Below are 20,986 nucleotides of genomic sequence, written 5' to 3'. Positions count from 1 at the left end.
GGCAGAGGGCCTGTGGTTCCCGTCCTTCGGACCTCAGCGAGCGGGAGCCGCCAGGTCGTCCTCGGCGGCGAGCGGGACCTGCCCGGTGATGGCCACGCGCGAGGCGCCCGGGACCGGGAGGATCCACACGTCGCTGCCCTCGGCGAGGGCCTTGCGGGCCGCGTCGGCCCGCGTCAGCGTGACGAGGACGGGGACCGGTTCGCCGGCGACGGAGACGTCGAGGCGGACCTCGAAGCCGATGCGGGTGAGGCGCTCGACGTGGCCGGCGACGGCGGCCCCGAAGGGGTGCGTCTCGACCTCCAGGTCGTGCGGCCGGACGAGGTGGCCCTGCAGCGTCGTGACCGGGCCCAGGAAGCCCATGACGAACTCGCCCGCGGGCTCGTCGTAGAGCTGGTCCGGCGTCCCCTCCTGCTCGACCCGCCCGTTGTTGATCACGACGATCCGGTCGGCGACCTCGAGGGCCTCCTCCTGGTCGTGCGTGACGAACACGGTCGTCACGCTGACCTCGTCGTGCAGGCGCCTGAGCCAGTCCCGCAGCTCCTTGCGCACCTTGGCGTCGAGGGCCCCGAAGGGCTCGTCGAGCAGCAGCACGGTCGGCTCGATGGCCAGGGCGCGGGCGAGCGCCATCCGCTGCCGCTGCCCGCCGGAGAGCTGGGCCGGCAGCCGGTCGGCGAACTGCGCGAGGTGCACCAGCTCCAGCATCTCCTGCGTGCGGGCGGCGATCTCGGCCTTGGGACGCTTGCGGATCCGGAGCCCGAAGCCGACGTTGTCGGCGACGCTCATGTGGCGGAAGGCGGCGTAGTGCTGGAAGACGAAGCCGACGTTGCGCTTGCGGGCGGGCAGCCGCGTTGCGTCGACGCCCTCGATCTCCACGGTGCCGGTGTCGCCGAGCTCGAGGCCGGCGATGATCCGGAGCAGGGTCGACTTGCCGCCGCCGCTCGGGCCGAGCAGCGCGGTGAGCTGCCCGCTGGGCAGGTCGAGGTCGATGTCGGTGAGCGCCGCGAAGTCGCCGAACGACTTGTTGACGCCGCTGATCCTGATGCTCACGGGTTCCTCATGACGTACCTCGGGACGGGGTTCACCGGTCGTGCTCGGCGGGGCGCAGGCTGGACACGACGACCAGCGCGACGACGGCGAGGAGGGCCAGGACGAAGGCGGCCGCGTATGCCGCGGTCTCGTTGTCCGCGCCGAACTGGGAGTAGCGCTCCTCGACGAGCAGCGTCGCGGTCTGGGTGCGCAGGGCGACGCCGCCCGAGACGACCTTGACCGCGCCGTACTCGCCGAGCGAGCGGGCGAGGCTCAGGACGACGCCGTAGAGGAGGGCCCAGCGGATCGCGGGCAGCGTGATCCGCAGGAACGTCTGCAGCGGGGTGGCGCCGAGGCTGCTCGCCGCCTGCTCCTGCTCGATCCCGATCTCGTGGAGCACCGGGACGACCTCGCGGATGACCAGCGGCAGGCTGACGAACGCGGTGGCCATGATCATCCCCGGCTGGGCGTAGATCACCTGCAGCCCGAGCGACTCCAGGGTCGGCCCGAACCAGCCCGTGCGTCCGGAGTAGACGAGCAGCAGCGCGAGGCCGACGACGACCGGCGAGACCGAGAGGGGGAGGTCGACCAGCGCCGACAGCGCGCGCCGGCCGGGGAACTGGTAGCGGACCAGGAGCAGCGAGACGCCGACGCCGAAGACCGTGTTGATCAGCACCGCCCAGAAGGCGTTCGCCACGGTCAGCTCGAAGGCGAAGAGCACCTCGGGCTGGCCGAGGGCGTCCAGCACCGGGCCCAGCCCGCGCTCGAACGTCTTGGCCGCGACGATCCCGACCGGCCAGATGACCAGCAGCGCGAGGTAGACGACGACCGCGATCCGCAACGGCCAGCGCAGCCGCGAGGGGGACCGGACGGTCCGGACACGAGTGCCGGGTGTACGCGGGGCGAGGTCAGCCATGCCGCGCCACCCGGCGGGAGACGATCTCGAGCCCGACGATCACGACCAGGGCGACGACCAGCAGCAGCGAGGCCACGGCCGCGGCGGCCGTGAGCTGGTCGCCCTCGATGAAGGACAGGATGCGGACGCTCGCGACCTCGGTGGAGTACGGCAGGTTGCCCGACAGCAGCACGAGGGAGCCGTACTCGCTGATCGCCCGGGCGAAGGCCAGCGCCGCGCCTGACGTGATGGCGGGCACGAGGCTCGGCAGGATCACGAGCCGGAACACGGTGAAGCGGCTCGCCCCGAGCGAGGCCGCGGCCTCCTCGACCTCGGGCTCGATCTCCATCAGCACCGGCTGGACCGTGCGGACGACGAACGGCAGCGTGACGAACAGGAAGGCCAGCGTCACCGCGTGGGAGGTGTTGGCCCAGTGCAGGCCGAGGGGGGAGCTCGCGCCGTACAGGCTCAGCAGCACCAGGCCCGCGACGATGGTCGGGAGCGCGAAGGGGATGTCGATGACGACCTCGAGGGCGCGCTTGCCCGGGAACGAGTCCCGGACCAGGACCCAGGCGATGGCCGTGCCCATGACGATGTCGACGAGGGTCACCAGGACGGCGTGGCCGACGGTGAGCCCGAGCGCGGCGACCGTCTGCGGACTGGTGATCGCGGCCGCGTACGCCGCCCAGCCTCCGCTCGCGGCCTGGACGACGACGGCGATCAGCGGGATCAGGACCAGGAGGCTGAACCAGATCATCGCGACGCCGAGGCCGATCCCCGCGCCCCGCGTCAGGGTGCTGCGTCGGCGTCGGCCCGACGGGGCCCGACCGGGGGTGGGGGCGTCCTCCGACGCCGCCGGGCCCGCCAGCGCGGAGGTGGCGGCGGTGGTCACCGCGCGACCTTCGCGACCGGCTCGGCGGTCACTGGCTCTTGCCGGTGGCCTGCTGCACCTGCGAGACGATCCCGGTCTTGTCGGTGAAGAACTTCTCGTTCACCGCGTCCCAGCCGCCGAGGTCGGCGATCGTCGTCAGCTTGGCCGGCGTGGGGAAGGGGTTCGCGGGGTCGTTCGCGCCCTGGACGTCGGTCGTCGGGGTGCCGGCGACGACGGGTCGGAAGCCCTTGGCCACGAAGCCCGCCTGGCCGTCGGCCGACAGGACGTAGTCGAGGTAGTCCTTCGCCTTGGGCGTGGCCTTGGTGGTGATGGCCGCCGGGTTCTCGATGAGGATCGTCTCGTCCGGCACGACGTAGTCGAAGTCCTCGCCGGACTGGCGGGCCAGGATGGCCTCGTTCTCGTAGCTGATCAGCGCGTCGGCGTCGCCGCTGATGAACGCGTTGGTGGCGTCGCGGCCGCTGCCGGGCAGCGACTGCACGTGGGTGAAGAACTGGGTCAGGTAGTCCTTCGCCTGCGCCTCGGTGCCGCCGTCGGAGATCGTGTGCTCGTACGCGGCGAGCGTGTTCCAGCGGGCGGAGCCCGACGAGGCCGGGTTCGGGGTGATGATCTTGATGCCGGGCTTGATCAGGTCGTCCCAGCCCTTGATCCCCTTGGGGTTGCCCTTGCGCACGGCGATGACGACGACCGAGTCGGCGACCATGCCCTTGGTGGCCCCGGCGTTCCAGCTCGTGTCGACGAGCCCGGCCTTGACCAGGCGGGTCACGTCGGGCTCGAGCGAGAAGCTCACGTAGTCGGCCGCGAGGCCGTTCACCACGGCGCGGCTCTGGTCGCCCGACGGCCCGTACGCCTCCTCGAAGGTCACGCCCTGGCCGGCCGGCGTCGCCTGGAACTTCTTCTCGATGGCGCCGTTCGCCTCCTTCGGCACGGAGTAGCCGACGAGGTGGATCACGGACGACGCGGAGCCGGAGCTCCCGGAACCGGCGTCGCCGGAGCCGGTGGCCGACCCGCCGACGCACCCGGCCAGCAGCAGGGACGACGCGGCGGCGGTGGCGACGAGCGCGATCCCGCGGACGTGCAGACGGTCGAGGAGAGTGACCACGGTCAAGCCTGTTCTGTGGAGGAGCGGCCAATGCCTACTGGCCGACTAGAGAATGCAGGCTTCATGGGCTCGCATGAGACGCGTGTCTGAATCCTGAGACGGCGAGACGCTCAGGAGCGTCGTCTCAGGGGCGGAGCAGCCGGGTCAGCGGGGCCCGGGTGAGCGGCCCGTACGCGGCGACGACGAGGGCGGGGCCCTCCAGCACGAGGCCCGCCCGGGTCCCGTCCGGGGTCGCCGCCAGGTCGTGGTGCAGCGTCAGCGAGACCGGTCCGAGGCGGGCGATCCAGCTCCAGGCGAGCCGTCGCTCGTCGACCGCCGTGACCACGAACGGCACCCGGAGGCCGCCGACCACGTGCACGGTCCCGGTCCGTCCCCGGGCGAGGCGGGGCCCGTCGGCCTCGACCCGACGGATCTGCGGGGCCCAGGTCGGCCAGGCGCCGAGGTCGGCGTAGCGGTCCCAGGCCACGGCCGGGTCGGCCGGTCCGGTGACTTCGACGCGTCGTACGGAACCGCTCATCGCCCCTGCCTCCTCCCCGGCCCCGGCCGCTGCGCGGGAGCACCTGCGTTACCGCCACGTTTCGGGCCTGGGCTGCCCTGAGCGTCGTCCGGAGTTCACCGTAGAGTTCCGCCGAACCCGCTTCACGGCGGCCCTGGACAGCGACGGAACGAGGAGCAGATGAAGCTGAAGACAGTGCTGGTGGCCGCGGTGGCGGGCAGCGTCGGCTACGTCCTGGGCACGCGTGCGGGTCGCGAGAAGTTCGAGGAGCTCAAGACGCGCGCGAACGACCTCGCGCACAGCCAGCAGGCGCAGGACGCCGCGGCTCGGCTCGCCTCCGAGGTGAAGAAGAACACCGGGTCGCTCCCCGACCCCATCGCGAACGTCGTCAACACCGCCGCGGACGCGGTCGCCGAGGCACCGAAGCCCGACGCCACGCCCGGTTCGACCTCCTCCAGCGTTTCGTGACCCCGGGGGCCCCGGGGACCCGCGAGGTCCGGATCGGTTGCGAGTTCGTCCACTCGTCGGCGTACGACGTGCCGGCGGTCTTCCAGGTCGAGCCCGCGCCCGACCAGCAGGTGACGGTGCACGACGAGTCGTGGACCTTCGTCCCCGAGCAGTCGACGCGGACCTACCACGACCTCTACGACAACCTGTGCCGCCGGCTGACCATCCCGGCTGGGCAGTCGACGCTGACGTACTCGGCGCTGGTGACCGTGCCGGACGCGACCGAGGAGGTCGACGAGAGCGCGGAGGAGCTCGCGCCCGAGGACCTGCCGGACGACGTCCTGATCTTCACCCTGCCGAGCCGCTACTGCCTGCCCGACGTCCTCGGGGCCGAGGCGTGGAACCGCTTCGGCCAGCTGCCGCGGGGCTACACCCGCGTCCAGGCGATCTGCGACTACGTGAACTCGCACCTGAAGTTCCAGTACGGCAGCAGCAACGCGCGCAGCACCGCGGCCGACGTGCACGCGGCCGGCTACGGGGTCTGCCGCGACTTCACCCACCTGGCCGTCTCGCTGTGCCGGGCGCTCAACATCCCGGCGCGCTACGTCTTCGGCTACCTGCCCGAGATCGACGTCGCCGTCTCGCCCAGCCCGATGGACTTCGCCGCGTGGATGGAGGTCTACCTCGGGGGCCGCTGGTTCACCTTCGACCCGCGCAACAACATGCAGCGCAAGGGTCGGGTGCTGATCGGCCGCGGCCGTGACGCCGGCGACGTGGCCATGGCGACCACCTACGGCGCGCCCTGGCTGCAGCGGATGACGGTGTTCGCCGAGGAGGCCGGGATCCCGCGGCCGTCGGTCCCCGCCTGAGCCTCTCGACCTGAGCGGTCTTCAGCCGACGCTGAGCTGCTGCGCCACCTGGTCGAGCCGGTCGGTGAAGGCCGGGTCGCCGATCGGCGCACAGCCCCAGAAGAAGGACAGCGCCTCGCCCGACCCCTGGTCGACGACGGTGATCTGGACGGTGTCGCCCTCGGAGGTCGTGCGGTCGTCCGCGACGCGGATCTCCGAGCGCAGCGTCCAGGCCGGGTAGCCGTCCACGGTCGTCTCCTCGTTCACGAGGTCGGTCCGGCTGGTCACGTCGCGATAGAGGGCGGAGCCGACGCTGCAGCGCATGGCCAGCTCGGCCGCGCTGCGCGGGTCCTCGAAGCCGTCGGCCACCGACACCGCGCCGACCGCGTACGAGGCGTACCACTGCGGCTCGACCCGGACGTCGGTCTCGCCCACGTCGTACGCCCAGGTGAAGGAGCTGACCTGCTCGCCCGGCTCCTCCCAGCCGGACTGGCGGGGGAACGACAGCCCGCCGCCGTGCACGCGGCCGTCCCGGGCGTAGTCCTGGCGCGCGAACGGGTTGCCCACCGGGCAGGCCTCGGCGCTCGGCGACGGGCTCGGGGTGGGGCTCTCGGGGCTCGGGCTGCTCGGGATCGGCGTGGGCGCGAGCGACGGGGTCTCGGCGGGGGAGATGTCTCCGCCGCCAGTTGTGGTCGACGGGGCGGGACCGTGGTCGACGATGGTGCGGTTCCCGTTGCGCACCACGAGGGCGCCCACCACCGCCAGCACGACGAGCAGCACGGCACCCACGAGCAGCCAGCGACCGACGGGGCGTCGCGGACCCCGGGGCGGCGGGCCGGACGGACCGCCGGGGGCGGTCGGCGCGGGGTTCGCGGTGGTGGTCGGCGCCCAGGTCTGCCCGTCCCAGAAGCGGAAGTGGCCGCTCCGGCCTCCGGGGTCGGGGTACCAGCCGGGGGTCGACACCCCCGAACGCTAGCCGCGGGCGGGGGTCGGCAGCGCACCGACGCGCACGCGGCGACCGTCTCGCCGGGTCTGCCCCGCCGAGCTCAGCCTCGCCGGCTCAGCGCGGGACGTTCCGGTCGAGCTCGGCCAGCCAGGCGCGGGCGTTGCCGTCGGAGGGTGCCCGCCACTCCCCGCGCGGGGACAGTGCGCCGCCCGCGACGACCTTCGGGCCGTTGGGGATGGCCGACCGCTTGAACTGGCTCGTGGCGAAGAACCGCTGGCAGAAGACCTCGAGCCAGTGCCGGATCGTGACCAGGTCGTACGCCGTCCGCACCCCGTCGAAGCCGGGCGGCCAGGCGCCGACGTCCGGGTCGGACCAGGCGTGCTGGGCGAGGAAGGCGATGCGGCTGGGCGGGAAGCCGTAGCGCAGCACGTGGAAGAGCGTGAAGTCCTGCAGCGCGTACGGGCCGATCTTGGCCTCGGTGCTCTGCGGCCGCTCGCCCTCGGCGACGGGCACGAGCTCGGGGCTGATCTCCTGCGCCAGGATCGTGCTCAGGACCCCGTTCGTGTCGGCGTCGAACTCGCCGTTGCCGATCGCCCAGCGGATCAGGTGCTGGATGAGCGTCTTGGGCACGCCGGCGTTGACCGCGTAGTGCGACATCTGGTCGCCGACCCCGTACGTGCACCAGCCCAGGGCGAGCTCGGACAGGTCGCCGGTGCCCAGCACGATGCCGTTGCGCTGGTTGGCCAGGCGGAAGAGGTAGTCGGTGCGCAGGCCGGCCTGGACGTTCTCGAAGGTGACGTCGTAGACGGGGTGCCCGTCGGCGAACGGGTGACCCATGTCGGTCAGCATCTTCTCCGCCGCCGGGCGGACGTCGATCTCGGCGAACGTCGCCCCCAGGGCCAGCGAGAGCCGCGTCGCGCTGTCCTTGGTGGCCGCGCTCGTCGCGAAGCCCGGCAGCGTGAAGGCGAGGATGTCGGTGCGCGGGCGGCCGAGGCGGTCCATCGCCTTGGCCGCGACCATCAGCGCGTGGGTCGAGTCGAGCCCGCCCGAGACGCCGATGACGATCTGGGGGTTGCCGATGGCGACGAGGCGCTGGGCGAGCGCGGTGACCTGGATGTTGTACGCCTCGTAGCAGTCGAGCGCGAGGCGGTCGACGTCGTCGGGCACGAAGGGGAAGCGGTCCAGGCTGCGCCGCAGTCCGAGGTCGCCACGCGGGGGGTCGAGTGTGAAGGTGACCGTGCGGAACTCCCGCCCACCCCGGGCGTCGAGGGTGCGGCGGTTGTCGTCGAACGTGCCCTGTCGGAGACGTTCCTGGCGCAGCCGCAGGAGGTCGACGTCGGCGACGGCCCGCCGCGGTCCGTCGGGGAAGCGGTCCGTCTCGGCCAGCAGCTGGCCGAGCTCGTAGACCATCGTCTGGCCGTCCCAGGACAGGTCCGTGCTGGACTCGCCCGGCCCGGCGGCGGTGTAGACGTACGCCGCCAGGCAGCGCGCGGACTGCGAGCGGACGAGGAGCCGGCGGTCCTCCGCGCGGCCGACGGTGATCGGGCTGCCGGAGAGGTTGAGCAGCAGGTTCGCGCCGGCCAGCGCGGCCTCGGCGCTCGGGGCCACCGGCACCCACAGGTCCTCGCAGACCTCGACGTGGAAGGTCAGGCCGGGCACGTCGGTCGCGGTGAAGAGGAGGTCCGGGCCGAGCGGGACGGTCTGGCCGCCGAGGGTGATGGACCCACCCCGGCGGTCGTCGCCGGGGGCGAAGTGGCGACGTTCGTAGAACTCGCGGTACGTCGGCAGGTACGACTTCGGCGCCACCCCGAGGACCGCGCCGCGGTGGATCACGACGGCGCAGTTCAGCAGGCGGTTCCCGTGCCGCAGCGGGGCGCCCACGACGCAGACGGTCGCGAGGCCGGCCGACGCGGCGACGAGCTCGCCGACCGCGACCTCCACCTCGTCGAGCACGGTCTCCTGCAGCAGGAGGTCCTCGATCGAGTAGCCCGTGAGCGCCAGCTCGGGGAAGACCGCGACCCCGACGCCCTCGTCCGCGCTGGCCCGCAGCAGCTCGGCGACCGCGGCCGCGTTGGTCCGCGGGTCGGCGAGGGCGACGGTGGGCACGCACGCGGCGACGCGGACGTAGCCCTGGTCGTAGACCGAGGCGAAGTTCACGGCGTCAGTCTCTCAGCCCCCGCTCGGGCGTCCGGCTCACCCGGGTCGACGCCCGCGGGCACCTGGCGGGCGATGATGGGTCATGTCGCCCTCGAGCAGCCCGACGGTCAGCAGCGCCCCGCGCACGCGGAGCTCGTGGCTCCACCGTCTGGACGGGCCGGGCCTCCGGGGTCGGCTGCTGCTGTTCCCGCTGGCGTCCGCGGCCTTCGTCGTCGGCGAGATGGTCTACCTCGGCATCGTCAACCTCGACCCGGGCGCCACAAGGGCCCAGGTCCTCGGTGACCTCCCGTACACGCTGGTCAGCACCGCGTGGAACCTCATGGCTCCCGCGGCGCTCGCCGTCCTCGTCCTGCTGGCCGCCCGGTTCTGGCCCCGAGGGATGCCCGTCGTCGCGGTCACCTGCGTGCTCTTCACCGTGACCCTCGTCCTGTCGCTGATCGGCATGAACGTCGACGAGAGCTCGACCGCGGTCCTGCTCCTGCTCTTCCTGCCCGTCTACCTGACGGCCCTGCTCCTGCCGTTCCTCGGCCTGACGGCCCTGGTCCACCGGCTGCGGCGCGGGCAGGGGACTGGACAGCTCTCCTGAGAGAACTGGTCGGCCCGGGTCCTCTGCGGGCCGCACAGCGAGCGCGCACCGACCACTTCCCTGCGAGGTAGAGGTCTCAGCCGCTCCCGTCACCCCTGTAATCAGAGTGTTACGCCGGGGCAGGCACACTGACCCGGTGGACAAGCAGACGGAGTTCGTGCTCCGCGCGATCGAAGAGCGGGACGTCCGGTTCGTACGGATGTGGTTCACCGACGTCCTCGGTTTCCTGAAGTCGGTCGCGATCGCGCCGGCCGAGCTCGAGGGGGCCTTCGCCGAGGGGATGGGCTTCGACGGCTCGGCGGTCGAGGGTTTCGCCCGGGTCTACGAGTCGGACATGATCGCCCACCCCGACCCGGCGACGTTCCAGATCCTGCCGTGGCGCGACTCCAAGCCGGCGACGGCGCGGATGTTCTGCGACATCTCGATGCCGGACGGCTCCCCGAGCTACGCCGACCCGCGCTACGTCCTCAAGCGGGCACTGGGCAAGGCGGCCGACCTCGGCTTCACCTTCTACACCCACCCCGAGGTCGAGTTCTACCTCTTCAAGGACCCGCTGCTGCCCGGCGTCACGCCCGAGCCGGTGGACCACTCGGGCTACTTCGACCACACCCCGCAGAGCACCGGCAGCGACTTCCGCCGCAAGGCCATCACGATGCTCGAGCAGATGGGCATCTCGGTCGAGTTCTCCCACCACGAGGCGGGCCCGGGCCAGCAGGAGATCGATCTGCGCTACGCCGACGCGCTGTCGACGGCGGACAACATCATGACCTTCCGGGTCGTGGTGAAGGAGGTCGCGCTCAGCCAGGGCATCCACGCCTCGTTCATGCCCAAGCCGGCGACCGACTGGCCCGGCTCGGCGATGCACACGCACATGTCGCTCTTCGAGGGCGACAACAACGCCTTCTACGACGCGAGCGCCGAGAACCACCTGTCCAAGGTCGCACGGCACTTCATCGCCGGCCTGCTGCGGCACGCGTCGGAGATCAGCGCCGTCACCAACCAGTACGTGAACTCGTACAAGCGGATGGCGGGTGGCGGCGAGGCGCCGAGCTACGTCTGCTGGGGCCGCAACAACCGGTCCGCGCTCGTCCGGGTGCCGATGTACAAGCCGAACAAGGCGTCGTCGGCGCGCGTCGAGCTGCGCTCGATCGACTCCGCGGCCAACCCGTACCTGGCGTTCGCCGTCACCCTCGCCGCCGGGCTGGCCGGCATCGAGGGCGAGTACGAGCTCCCCGACGGGGCCGAGGACGACGTCTGGTCGCTCACCGAGCGTGAGCGCCAGGCGCTCGGCATCGCCCCGCTCCCGCGCAACCTCGACGAGGCGATCCGCGCGATGGAGAGCTCCGAGCTCGTCGCCGAGACGCTGGGCGACCACGTCTTCGACTTCTTCCTGCGCAACAAGCGCGCTGAGTTCGCCGAGTACCGCCGACAGGTCACTCCGCAGGAGCTCGAGCGGCTGTTACCTGTGTTGTGAGCACCTGCGACGGGTGGGCCGATCGCCGGCTCTTCGTCGCTCCCGGTCAAGGGCGGCTCGCGCCGGTCGTACGTATGGCCTCCTTCACCGTCCGCTCTGAGCCCGTCCGCTCCGACGTCCCGCTCGCTCGGGCGCCGACGAGCATGACCGCTCACGCCAGCAGCGGCACCATCTCGGACAGGTCCGCGCGCAGGCCCGAGGCGGCGATCACGCCGGACCTGAGCGCGTCGTCCCACGCCGTGCGCCCGGTGCAGAGCCGGAAGAACGTGACCGCGTCGGTCTCCACGACGTTGGGCGGGGTCCCTCGGGTGTGGGTGGGACCGGGGTCGAGCACGCCGTCGCGGACGGCCGAGCACTGCACCGCCGCGTACGGGGGCACGCGGACCTCCACGGAACGCCCCGGGAAGCGGTCGGCGAGGATGCCCGCCAGCGCCCGGGAGGCGACGCCGAGCGCGGGGCGCAGCAGGGGTACGGGTTCGTGCTCGGCGAGGCTGCGGGACAGGTCGTCCGCGTGGACCACCAGCTCGACGACGCGCGTGGCGACGAGGTCGTCGGCGCTGACCGGTCCCTCGGCCGAGGCGACCGTGGCCGGCAGCCCGGCGCCGGGTGCGAGCCTCGACTCGGCCTGGCCGAGCGCCGACGCGAGCAGCCCGAGCAGCTGCGACGCGTCGTGCTGCGTCGCGAGGGCGACCTCGCGCGCCTCGATCCGCGCGGCCCCCGCGGCGTAGCGGGAGACCAGCACCTCGTTCGTCAGCGGCGTCAGCCCGCTGGGCCGGCCGAGGTCGTCGAGCAGCCCCTGGACGATCTGGACGAGGTGCGCCAGCAGTGCGTGGACGTCCCAGCCCTCCAGCACGGTTGGGCGGGCGAACGCCTCCGGCTCCAGCCCGTCGAGCCAGTCGTGGAGGGCCCAGCTCTGCTCGACCAGGGCCTCGCCCGGTGTCTTCCGCGTCCGCACCACGACCCTCTTCCCCAGCTCCGACCCTTCGACAGGCCCACGGAACGTACCCGGGTCTGGCCGCCGTGCGTGTCGCACGTCCGTAACATCGCAGCGTGATGAGGATCGAGACGGCGCAGGGCGCGCTGGCGCGGCGGGGTTTCTCCGACGCGGCCGGCGCCGAACGCCGACTCGCCCCCTGGTCGCTGCACCAGCTCGAGCTGCTGGGCACGATCGGGCAGGCGGCCGACCCGGACCTCGCGCTGGCGACCCTCGACCGCCTGAACGACGCCGACCCGGCGCTGCTCGACCGCCTGGTCGCCGACCGGCAGCTCTGCTCCCACCTCGTCGCCGTCGTCGGCGCGAGCCTGGCGCTCGGCCAGCACCTCGTCGCGCACCCCGAGCTGGTCGAGGCCCTGACCGGTCGGCTGACCCGGACGTCGGCCGCCGACCTCCGTGCGGAGCTGCTGCGCGCGGTGGGCGCGGACCCGGAGGCGTCGGTGCCGGTGGCCACCGACCTGGTCGGCGACGCGATGCGGCTGGCCTACCGCGCCGCGCTGCTGAGGATCGCCGCGCGCGACCTCTGCGCCCCGGAGCCGATCGAGGCGGTCGACGGCGTCGCCGACGAGCTCTCCGATCTGGCCGACGCGACCCTGGTGGCGGCGCTCTCGATCGCGCGGGCCAAGGTCGGGCCCGAGGCGCTGCTCACCCGGCTCGCCGTGGTGGCGCTCGGCAAGACCGGGGCCCAGGAGCTGAACTACCTCAGCGACGTCGACGTCCTCTTCGTCGCCGAGCCCGTGCGTGACGCCGACGGCGAGCCGCTGATCCCCACCGACCGCGCGGTCAGCCTGACCACGCGGATGGCCGCGGAGATGACCCGGATCTGCTCCGCCCACACCGCCGCCGGGACCATCTGGGAGGTCGACGCCGCCCTGCGCCCGGAGGGCAAGGCCGGCCAGCTGGTCCGCACCCTGTCGAGCCACGCGAAGTACTACTCCACCTGGGCCAAGACCTGGGAGTTCCAGGCGATGCTCAAGGCCCGTCCCGCGGCGGGCGACCTCGCGCTCGGGGCCGAGTTCGTCGAGGTCGTCACGCCGTACGTCTGGCGCGCGGCGGAGCGGGAGGGCTTCGTCCACGACACCCAGGCGATGCGGCGCCGGGTCGTCGCCCACATCCCCGCGCGCGACGCGGGCCGCGAGCTCAAGCTGGGGGAGGGCGGTCTGCGCGACGTCGAGTTCTCGGTGCAGATGCTGCAGCTCGTGCACGGCCGGGTCGACGAGTCCCTGCGCGTCCGGGCCACCCTGCCCGCGCTCAAGCTGCTCGTCGAGGGCGGGTACGTCGGCCGCGAGGACGGCAAGACGCTGGCGCTGTCGTACCGCTTCCTCCGCGTGCTCGAGCACCGGATCCAGCTCTACCGCCTCCGTCGTACGCACGTGCTGCCCGAGGCCGAGGAGGACCTGCGGCGGATCGGGCGCTCGCTCGGCTACCCCGAGCCCGTCGCCGAGCTGCTGTCGACGTGGCGGCACGTGGCCGCAGGCGTCCGGCGCCTGCACGAGCGGCTCTACTACTCCCCGCTCCTCGAGGCGGTCGCCCGCATCCCGACCAGCGAGCTGCGCCTCACCACGCGGTCGGCCGAGGACCGGCTGCAGGCGCTCGGCTACGACGACCCCGCGGCCGCGCTGCGCCACATCGCGGCGCTCAGCCAGGGCGTCAGCCGGCAGGCCGGCATCCAGCGCCAGCTCCTCCCGGCCATGCTCGGCTGGTTCGCCGAGGCGCCCAACCCCGACGCCGGGCTGTTCGCCTTCCGGCAGGTGTCCGAGGCGCTCGGCTCGACGCCCTGGTACCTCCGCGCCCTGCGCGACGAGGGCGCCATGGCGGAACGTCTCGCCCGGATCCTCGCGAGCAGCCGGTACGCGGTCTCGCTCCTGACCCGAGCCCCCCAGACCGTCCAGATGCTCGCGTCGGAGTCGCGGTTGCAGCCCCGGCCCCTGGCCGAGATCCGCAGCGAGATGCTCTCGGCGGCGCGGCGCCAGTCGGGCAGCGCGGCGGCGGTCGAGGCCGTACGGGCCATCCGCCGGCGCGAGCTCTTCCGCGTCGCGGCCGCCGACGTGCTCGGCGAGATCGACGTGCTCGAGGTCGGCGAGGCCCTGAGCGACGTCACGTCGGCGACGATCGACGCGGCGCTCGAGACCGTCCGGGCCGACGCCGACGGGGCGGTCCCGCGGATCGCGGTCGTGGCGATGGGTCGCTGGGGCGGGCGCGAGCTCTCGTACGCCTCCGACGCGGACGCGATGTTCGTCATGGCGGACCCCCGCGACGGTGAGCCCTCGGCGGAGGACCCGACCAAGGCGGCGGCGGCCGTCATCGCCCAGCTCCGCAAGCTCCTGAGCCGGCCCGGTGCCGACCCGGCGCTGGCGGTGGACGCGGACCTGCGGCCCGAGGGCAAGGGCGGGGCGCTCATCCGCTCGCTCGCGGCCTACCGGAACTACTACCAGCGCTGGTCCTCGACCTGGGAGCTGCAGGCGCTGGTCCGCGCGGACGCCCTGGCCGGCGACCCCGAGGTCGGGGCCGGGCTGATGGCCGAGATCGACCGCCGCCGGTGGCCCGAGGACGGTCTGACCGACGGCCAGCTCGTCGAGATCCGCAAGCTCAAGGCCCGGGTCGAGGCGGAGCGGCTGCCGCGCGGCGCCGACCCGGAACGGCACACCAAGCTCGGCCCGGGCGGGCTGGCCGACGTCGAGTGGACGGTGCAGACGCTGCAGCTGCAGCACGCGCACCGGCTGCCCGCGCTGCGGTCGACCCAGACGATCGTGGCGCTGCGGGCGCTGCGCGACGCCGGCCTCGTCGACCCCCTCGACGCCGGGCAGCTCGAGGAGGCCTGGCTCCTGGCCAGCCGGATCCGGAACTCGATCATGCTGATGCGCGGCCGCGCGTCGGACTCGATCCCCGGCGACACCCGGGACCTGGCCTCCCTGGCCGAGCTCCTCGGCTACGGGCCGGGGGAGTCGTCCCACCTGCTCGCCGACTACCGGCGGGTCACGCGTCGGGCGCGTGCGGTGGTGGACCGGGTCTTCTGGGGTCTCGGCTGAGGCCGGTCCGGCCCGCGGCCCGGGCGGGCGCCGCATAGCCCGCCCAACGATGTACCCGCGTCCAGGAGTAACTTCTCCGCCGACATGAAGAGCCGAGGGCTCTCTCGCGGGCGAAGGGAAGGTGCCGACGATGTCATCACCAGCACAGACCGAGGACCGGCCCGTCCGGAGCCTGATCCCCGTCCGCATGGACAAGATGCCCTGGTCGAAGTTCCACTGGATGGTCATCTTCGGCCTGGGGACGGCCTGGATCCTCGACGGTCTGGAGATCCAGATCGTCGCCTCGGCCGGCTACGCCAAGGACCTGGGGATGTCGGACGCCCAGGTCGGGGCGACGGCCACGGTCTACCTGGTCGGGCAGGTCGTCGGCGCCCTGTTCTTCGGCCGGCTGACCGACAAGCTGGGCCGCAAGCGGCTCTTCATCATCACGCTGCTCGTCTACCTGATCGGGTCCGGCCTGGCCGGCTTCTCGCCCAACGTCGGGTTCTTGTGGTTCTTCCGCTTCGTGGCCGGCATGGGCATCGGCGGCGAGTACTCCGCGATCAACTCCGCCATCGACGAGCTCATGCCGGGCAAGTACCGCGGGCGCGTCGACCTGGCGATCAACGGCACCTACTGGGCCGGCGCCGTGCTCGGGTCGCTCGGCAGCTTCTACCTGCTCGACACCGACCGCTTCGCCGAGAACATCGGCTGGCGCATCGCCTTCTTCATCGGCCCGGTCCTCGGCCTGATCATCATCTTCCTGCGCCGCCACATCCCGGAGAGCCCCCGCTGGCTGGTCACGCACGGCCGCGGCGAGGAGGCGGAACGCATCGTCGACGGCATCGAGCAGTCCGTCCGCGCCAACGGGCAGGAGACGCCGCACCTCGACGAGTCCCAGGGCTGGTGGATCAAGGCGCACGAGGGCGTCACGTTCAAGCAGCTGCGCTACGTGTTCTTCAAGCTGTACCCCACGCGGACGCTGCTGGGCCTGACCCTGATGATCACGCAGTCGTTCCTCTACAACGCGATCTTCTTCACCTCGTCGCTGGTGCTGCAGAACTTCTACGGCAAGACGTCCTCGAGCGCCGCGCTGTACTTCTTCCCCTTCGCCATCGGCAACCTGCTCGGGCCGCTGCTGCTCGGCCGGTTCTTCGACACCGTCGGTCGGCGCAAGATGATCGGCGGCTCGTACTCGATCGCCGCGGCGGTGCTCTTCGTCTCCGCCCTGCTCTTCAAGGCCGACCTGCTCTCGGCCGGCACGCACACCGCGCTCTGGTGCCTGTCGTTCTTCTTCGCCTCCGCGGGCGCCTCGGCCGGCTACCTGACGGTGTCGGAGATCTTCCCGCTCGAGGTGCGCGGGCAGGCCATCTCGTACTTCTTCTCCATCGCCCAGCTCTTCGGCGCCGTCGGCCCGCTGATCTTCGGCGCGCTGATCGGCGGCGGGGTCGAGCGCGGCCCGCTGTTCTGGGGTTACGTCGGCGCCTCGGTGATCATGCTCATCGGCGGTCTGGTGGCGTTCAAGTTCGGCGTCGACGCCGAGGGCAAGGCGCTGGAGGACATCGCCCCGCCGCTCAGCACGTACGACGAGCAGGGCAACCAGCTGACCAAGCTGCCGGTCTAGGTCCCGAGGGAGGAGCAGCGAGATGGCCGATCGTCCGTACACCGTCGTCGTCGGCGTCAGCGCGACGTCGAAGTCCCCGACCGCGCTCGACTGGGCCCGCGCGCAGGCCGGGAGCCACGGCCGCGTCGTCGCGGTCCGGGCCTGGCGCCTGCCCAACCCCCAGGCGACGCCGTCCGGCACGCCCGCCGGCCGGATCTCCCAGGCAGGTGACGTGGAGGAGGAGGCGCGCGCACGGCTCGAGCGCGACGTCGCCGCCACCCTTGGCGAGGACCACGGCGCCGAGGTGCGCCTGGTCCGCGGCAGCAAGTTCGGGGTGCTGCTGAAGGCGGCCGAGGAGGCCGACCTGCTCGTGGTCGACGCCCCGCGCCAGCTGCTGGCGGGCCCGATGTTCGCGCACCGGCTGATCTACGCCGCGTCCTGCCCGGTCGTGGTCATGCCGCCGCACCTCTCGGGCGAGCCGCCGACCGTGCTCAGCCGCGTGGCGGGAGCGGTCGGCCGGAACGTCCTCGCCGCCGCCGGCACCGCCGGGCGACCCGGGTACCAGCGACCCGTGAGCCGCTGACGCGCGACTACCTGCCGCGCTCGAACCAGGCGCCGGTCATGAAGGCCTGCCTGCGGGCGGCCTTCAGCGCGTCGCCGTAGGCCTCGAGCGTGGCGGCGGCGGTCGTGGACCAGCTGAAGCGGGAGGCGTGGGCGGCCGCGTTGGCGCCCAGGCGGGCGCGCTCGGCCGGGTGGTCGAGCAGCTCGGCGAGCGCGTCGGCCCAGGCGTCGGTGTCATGGCCGTCGACGAGACGACCCGTGTGGCCGTCGTGCACCGCGTGGCGCAGACCGCCGGCGTCGGTAGCGACGACCGGGCGCCCGCAGGCCTGGGCCTCGAGCGCCACCAGGCCGAACGACTCGCTGTACGAGGGGACGCCGACCACGTCGGACACGCAGTAGTAGCGGAAGAGCTCGGAGCGCTCGGCGGCCGGCCGGAGCTCGACGAGGTCGGCGACGCCCAGCCCGGCGGCGAGCGGGGCGAGCGTCCCCGACCAGCCCGCGTCGGGCCCGCTGGCGCTGCCGATGACGATCAGGCGGAGGTGCTCGCGGCGCCGTGGCTCGCGCTCGACCAGGCGTGCCACCGCGCGGATCAGGACGTCGGGCGCCTTGAGCGGCTGGATCCGGCCGACGAAGAGCACGACCTGCGCCTCGGGGTCGACGCCCAGCAGCTCGCGGGACTGCTGCTGGTCGCACGGGTGGAAGGTGTGCAGGTCGACCCCCGGCGGGACCACGGCGATCTTGTCCGGGCGGGCCCCGTATGCGCGGACCAGGTCGGCGGCCTCGTCGGTCGTGTTGGCCGTCAGGACCTCGGCGCCGGAGACGATCTGCGTCTCGCCCAGCCCGCGCAGGTCGGGCTCGGTGGGTCCGGCCGCGGGGCGGCTGACGTTCTTGACCCGGGCCATCGTGTGCATGGTGTGGACCAGCGGGAGGCCGTGGCGGCGGCGCAGGGCGAGCCCGACCATCCCCGACAACCAGTAGTGGCTGTGCACGAGGTCGTACGCCGAGCCCCGCGCCTCGAGCCGGTCGGCGAACTCCGGCACGAGGTCGGGCAGGTCCTCCTTGGCCACCGGCCCCCGCGGCCCGGCGGGGACGTGGACGACCCGGAGGTTGTCGGTGACCTCGACGACCTCGGCCGGCGCGGAACCGTCGTCGCGGGTGAAGACGTCGACCTGCAGCCCGCGCTCGCCGAGGCGTCGGGCGACCTCGGCGACGTACACGTTGAGCCCGCCGGCGTCACCGACGCCGGGCACGGCGAGCGGGGAGGTGTGGAGGCTGATCATCGCGACGCGCCGGGGGTAGTCCACCGACACGTCCACGCCGCCGCCCGTCTCCCTGCCGGTGCTGGACCGGGTGCTCGCGGCCACGCCGCCTGACCGGCCCAGCGTAGTGCCGCGCGGCGTCCGCCTAGGGCCGGCTCACGAGCAGCAGGGCGGCCAGGGCCAGCACCAGGCCGACGACCTGCAGCGGGCGCAGCCGCTCACGGTCGACGACCACCGCGAGCAGCACGGTGGTCACCGGGTAGAGCGCGGCGAGCGGCGCCACCAGGCTGAGGTCGCCGTAGCGGGTCGCCACCAGGAACAGCGCGTTCGCGGACATGTCGAGGGGGCCGGCGACCGCGCTCCAGGCCAGCGAGCGGCCGCCCGGCCACAGGCGCGTCCCGGGGCCCGACGAGCGCCTGGAGCGCGACACCAGGACGAGCGTGCCGGTCAGGACGAGGGCGGCGAGCTGCGCGCTCGCGATGGGCCAGAGCCCGGCGTCGCCGCCGGCGGCCACGTTGGCGCGGGCGAGGAAGACGAAGAAGAGCGCGAAGCCGACGCCGGACACGACGGCCTGGCCGACGAGCCGACCGGTGACGACCGAGACGACCCCCGGCCGCGGGGGAGCGAGGCTGACCAGCGCGATCGCCACCAGCGCGCACGTGACGCCGGTCAGCGCCACGGGGCCGGGACGTTCGCCGGAGGCGAGGCCGACCACGACGGGGATCGCCGCCGACGTGACGGAGGCGACCGGTGCGACCACCGTCATCGCCCCGGCCGACAGCGCACGGTAGAAGACGACCACGCCCACCGCCCCGAAGACCCCGGCCAGGGCGCCCCAGGCGAGGCCGCCGGGGTCGGGGCGGGTGGGGAGCAGGACCAGGTAGAGCGCCAGGAGCGGCAGGCTGAAGAGCTTGGACAGCCACACGACCGGGAGCGCGCCCGCCCGCTGCGTCGCCTTGCCGCCCGCGAAGTCCCCGACGCCCCAGACGAGGCCCGATACACCCGCAAGGACGACGAAGAGCACGGCGTCAGGGTAGGGGGGCGGCGCTCGACGAAATCTTCTTGCCACATCCACGGTGACATGTAAACGTTTGGGTCGATTCTTTACATGTCTGCTGCACGACGAAGGAGATCTTCCGTGAACTGGGACCCCGAGGTGCCCTACGACGACCTCCCGCTGCTGCCCCCCACGGGGGAGCAGGAGACCCGTGCTGTCCTGAAGGCGACGATCGCGGCGCGGGCAGCTCTGGCGGCGCTCGACCAGGCGGCTCGTCTCCTGCCGAACCCCGCCGTGCTGCTCAACGCGGCGACCCTGCTGGAGGCTCAGGCGAGCTCGGAGATCGAGAACATCGTCACGACCGCGGACGAGCTGTTCCGCTACGCGGAGAGCGACGAGGTGGGAGGCCACGCCACCAAGGAGGCGCTCCGCTACCGCGCGGCCCTCTACGAGGGGGTCTCCGCGCTCGTTCGACGTCCGCTGACCTTCGGCACCGCCACGGCGGTGTGCTCGCGCATCAAGGACGTCGACATGACGATCCGTCGGATGTCGGGGACCAGGATCGCCAACCCGGCGACGCGCCGCGTCGTCTACGCCCCGCCCGAGGGGTTCGACGTCATCTCCGACAAGCTGGCGAACTGGGAACGGTTCCTCCACGACGACGCCCTCGGTCTCGACCCGCTGGTGCGGATGGCGATCGCGCACTACCAGTTCGAGGCGATCCACCCGTTCCACGACGGGAACGGGCGGACGGGCCGCATCGTCAACATCCTCGCGCTGGTCGAGGAGGGGTTGATCGCCGAGCCTGTGCTCTACCTGTCGCGGTACCTCATCCGGCACAAGAGCGAGTACTACCGGCTCCTGAACGCGGTCACGAGCGAGGAGGCATGGGAGGACTGGATCCTCTACGTGCTGCGCGCCGTCGAGCTGACGGCCCGGTCGACCCTGATCAAGATCTCCGGCATCCGGACGATCCAGGACGAGGTATCCGAGCGTGCGCGGACCGTGACCCGTGGGGGGCGGGACGCGACCTTTCTGACTCTGCTGTTCGAGCAGCCGTACGTCCGCATCAAGACAGTGGTGGAGCGGTGCGAGGTCTCACGACCGACCGCCACGGCCTGGCTGTCGGACCTGGTCGGCGCCGACGTGCTGTCCGAGCGGCGGACCGGTCGGGAACGGCTGTTCGTCAACCACCGCTTCCTCGAGGTGCTGCTCCGTGACGAGCTGGAGGAGCTCGACGCCTGAGCACTGTGGGGTCGACGCCCTGTCTGACCGGACCCGGAGTGGGCAAGGTTCCGGGGACAGCAACGAGATCCGAGGAGGAACGATGGCGAAGTCAGTCGCAACCGTGTGGGTGCCCGTGGACGACATGGACCGGGCGAAGAAGTTCTACGGCGAGACCCTGCACTTCGAGGTGGGCAAGGAGACCCCGGAGTGGAGCGAGGTGGACGCCGGCAACCTGACCATCGGGCTCAACGCCCGCGAGGGCACGTCGGCGCACGCCGACGGCGGCGCGGTCATCACCTTCACGCCCGAGGGTGGGATCGACGCCGAGGTCGAGCGTCTGCAGGCCGAGGGCGTGACCTTCACCGGCGGCATCAGCGACCACCCGTGGGGTCGGATCGCGCCGTTCAAGGACTCCGAGGGCAACGACCTGCAGCTGTACGCGCCGCCGGCGGACTGACCCCGCGGTGTAGC

General features: G+C 72.6%; 19 protein-coding genes. 9 read left to right on the top strand and 10 right to left on the bottom strand.

Annotated features, from left to right (window positions below; translation table 11 throughout):
* Positions 1–33 precede the first annotated feature (33 nt).
* From FHX39_RS16905 to FHX39_RS16885, 5 genes are all read right to left on the bottom strand, one after another.
* Complete coding sequence (locus FHX39_RS16905) at positions 34–1,047, bottom strand: sulfate/molybdate ABC transporter ATP-binding protein (protein ID WP_183340330.1); 1,014 nt, start codon at positions 1,045–1,047, stop codon at positions 34–36.
* Between the two features lie 31 nt (positions 1,048–1,078).
* On the bottom strand, positions 1,079–1,942 hold the full coding sequence (locus FHX39_RS16900; RefSeq protein WP_183340328.1) for a sulfate ABC transporter permease subunit: 864 nt from the start codon (positions 1,940–1,942) through the stop codon (positions 1,079–1,081).
* Entirely contained in the window at positions 1,935–2,813 is an 879-nt protein-coding gene (gene cysT, locus FHX39_RS16895; RefSeq protein ID WP_332836892.1) for a sulfate ABC transporter permease subunit CysT, read from the bottom strand. The genes FHX39_RS16900 and cysT overlap by 8 nt, the downstream gene beginning before the upstream one ends.
* Before the next feature lie 28 nt (positions 2,814–2,841).
* A complete protein-coding gene (locus tag FHX39_RS16890) occupies positions 2,842–3,912 on the bottom strand; it encodes a sulfate ABC transporter substrate-binding protein (RefSeq protein ID WP_183340326.1) in 1,071 nt (356 codons plus the stop codon).
* A 124-nt stretch (positions 3,913–4,036) separates the two neighbouring features.
* Positions 4,037–4,429 (bottom strand): SRPBCC family protein, encoded by a 393-nt coding sequence (locus tag FHX39_RS16885; RefSeq protein ID WP_183340324.1) that lies wholly within the window; start codon positions 4,427–4,429, stop codon positions 4,037–4,039.
* 159 nt (positions 4,430–4,588) lie between these two features.
* Between FHX39_RS16885 and FHX39_RS16880 the strand changes: the two genes are divergently transcribed.
* The gene (locus FHX39_RS16880; RefSeq protein WP_183340321.1) at positions 4,589–4,876 is read left to right on the top strand and encodes a hypothetical protein; all 288 of its coding nucleotides are present in this window, start codon (positions 4,589–4,591) and stop codon (positions 4,874–4,876) included.
* The gene (locus FHX39_RS22270) at positions 4,873–5,724 is read left to right on the top strand and encodes a transglutaminase-like domain-containing protein (RefSeq protein WP_332836891.1); all 852 of its coding nucleotides are present in this window, start codon (positions 4,873–4,875) and stop codon (positions 5,722–5,724) included. The genes FHX39_RS16880 and FHX39_RS22270 overlap by 4 nt, the downstream gene beginning before the upstream one ends.
* A gap of 21 nt (positions 5,725–5,745) precedes the next feature.
* Here FHX39_RS22270 and FHX39_RS16870 read toward each other — a convergent pair whose 3' ends face one another.
* Complete coding sequence (locus FHX39_RS16870; RefSeq protein WP_183340318.1) at positions 5,746–6,666, bottom strand: DUF2510 domain-containing protein; 921 nt, start codon at positions 6,664–6,666, stop codon at positions 5,746–5,748.
* Positions 6,667–6,763: 97 nt separating this feature from the next.
* On the bottom strand, positions 6,764–8,806 hold the full coding sequence (locus tag FHX39_RS16865; protein WP_183340316.1) for an NAD(+) synthase: 2,043 nt from the start codon (positions 8,804–8,806) through the stop codon (positions 6,764–6,766).
* Positions 8,807–8,888: 82 nt separating this feature from the next.
* On the opposite strand from FHX39_RS16865, the gene FHX39_RS16860 reads away from it, so the two are divergent.
* Complete coding sequence (locus tag FHX39_RS16860; RefSeq protein WP_183340315.1) at positions 8,889–9,392, top strand: hypothetical protein; 504 nt, start codon at positions 8,889–8,891, stop codon at positions 9,390–9,392.
* A gap of 136 nt (positions 9,393–9,528) precedes the next feature.
* Entirely contained in the window at positions 9,529–10,866 is a 1,338-nt protein-coding gene (locus FHX39_RS16855; RefSeq protein WP_183340314.1) for a glutamine synthetase family protein, read from the top strand.
* A gap of 151 nt (positions 10,867–11,017) precedes the next feature.
* Here FHX39_RS16855 and FHX39_RS16850 read toward each other — a convergent pair whose 3' ends face one another.
* Positions 11,018–11,821, bottom strand: a complete 804-nt coding sequence (locus FHX39_RS16850; protein ID WP_183340312.1) for a sterol carrier family protein — start codon at positions 11,819–11,821, stop codon at positions 11,018–11,020.
* A 98-nt stretch (positions 11,822–11,919) separates the two neighbouring features.
* Between FHX39_RS16850 and FHX39_RS16845 the strand changes: the two genes are divergently transcribed.
* The 3 genes from FHX39_RS16845 to FHX39_RS16835 all read left to right on the top strand — a co-directional run bounded on the left by FHX39_RS16845 (position 11,920) and on the right by FHX39_RS16835 (position 17,054).
* On the top strand, positions 11,920–14,889 hold the full coding sequence (locus FHX39_RS16845; protein WP_183341643.1) for a bifunctional [glutamine synthetase] adenylyltransferase/[glutamine synthetase]-adenylyl-L-tyrosine phosphorylase: 2,970 nt from the start codon (positions 11,920–11,922) through the stop codon (positions 14,887–14,889).
* Positions 14,890–15,019: 130 nt separating this feature from the next.
* Positions 15,020–16,492, top strand: coding sequence for an MFS transporter (locus FHX39_RS16840; protein ID WP_232530649.1), 1,473 nt, complete (start codon positions 15,020–15,022; stop codon positions 16,490–16,492).
* Between the two features lie 22 nt (positions 16,493–16,514).
* Positions 16,515–17,054 (top strand): universal stress protein, encoded by a 540-nt coding sequence (locus FHX39_RS16835; RefSeq protein ID WP_183340310.1) that lies wholly within the window; start codon positions 16,515–16,517, stop codon positions 17,052–17,054.
* A 7-nt stretch (positions 17,055–17,061) separates the two neighbouring features.
* Here FHX39_RS16835 and mshA read toward each other — a convergent pair whose 3' ends face one another.
* Together mshA and FHX39_RS21855 are read right to left on the bottom strand one after the other, a co-directional pair.
* Positions 17,062–18,396 (bottom strand): D-inositol-3-phosphate glycosyltransferase, encoded by a 1,335-nt coding sequence (gene mshA, locus FHX39_RS16830; RefSeq protein WP_332836890.1) that lies wholly within the window; start codon positions 18,394–18,396, stop codon positions 17,062–17,064.
* 40 nt (positions 18,397–18,436) lie between these two features.
* Complete coding sequence (locus FHX39_RS21855) at positions 18,437–19,315, bottom strand: EamA family transporter (RefSeq protein ID WP_183340308.1); 879 nt, start codon at positions 19,313–19,315, stop codon at positions 18,437–18,439.
* 114 nt (positions 19,316–19,429) lie between these two features.
* Here FHX39_RS21855 and FHX39_RS16820 point away from each other — a divergent pair, with 114 nt between their 5' ends.
* Positions 19,430–20,533, top strand: coding sequence for a Fic family protein (locus FHX39_RS16820; protein ID WP_332836889.1), 1,104 nt, complete (start codon positions 19,430–19,432; stop codon positions 20,531–20,533).
* Between the two features lie 82 nt (positions 20,534–20,615).
* Positions 20,616–20,972, top strand: coding sequence for a VOC family protein (locus tag FHX39_RS16815; protein ID WP_183340304.1), 357 nt, complete (start codon positions 20,616–20,618; stop codon positions 20,970–20,972).
* Positions 20,973–20,986: the final 14 nt, after the last annotated feature.

This window comes from Microlunatus antarcticus, assembly GCF_014193425.1.
GTDB classification, from domain to species: domain Bacteria; phylum Actinomycetota; class Actinomycetes; order Propionibacteriales; family Propionibacteriaceae; genus Microlunatus; species Microlunatus antarcticus.
Note: the sequence above shows the minus strand (reverse complement) of the source record. Positions and strands in the feature narration are given on the sequence as shown.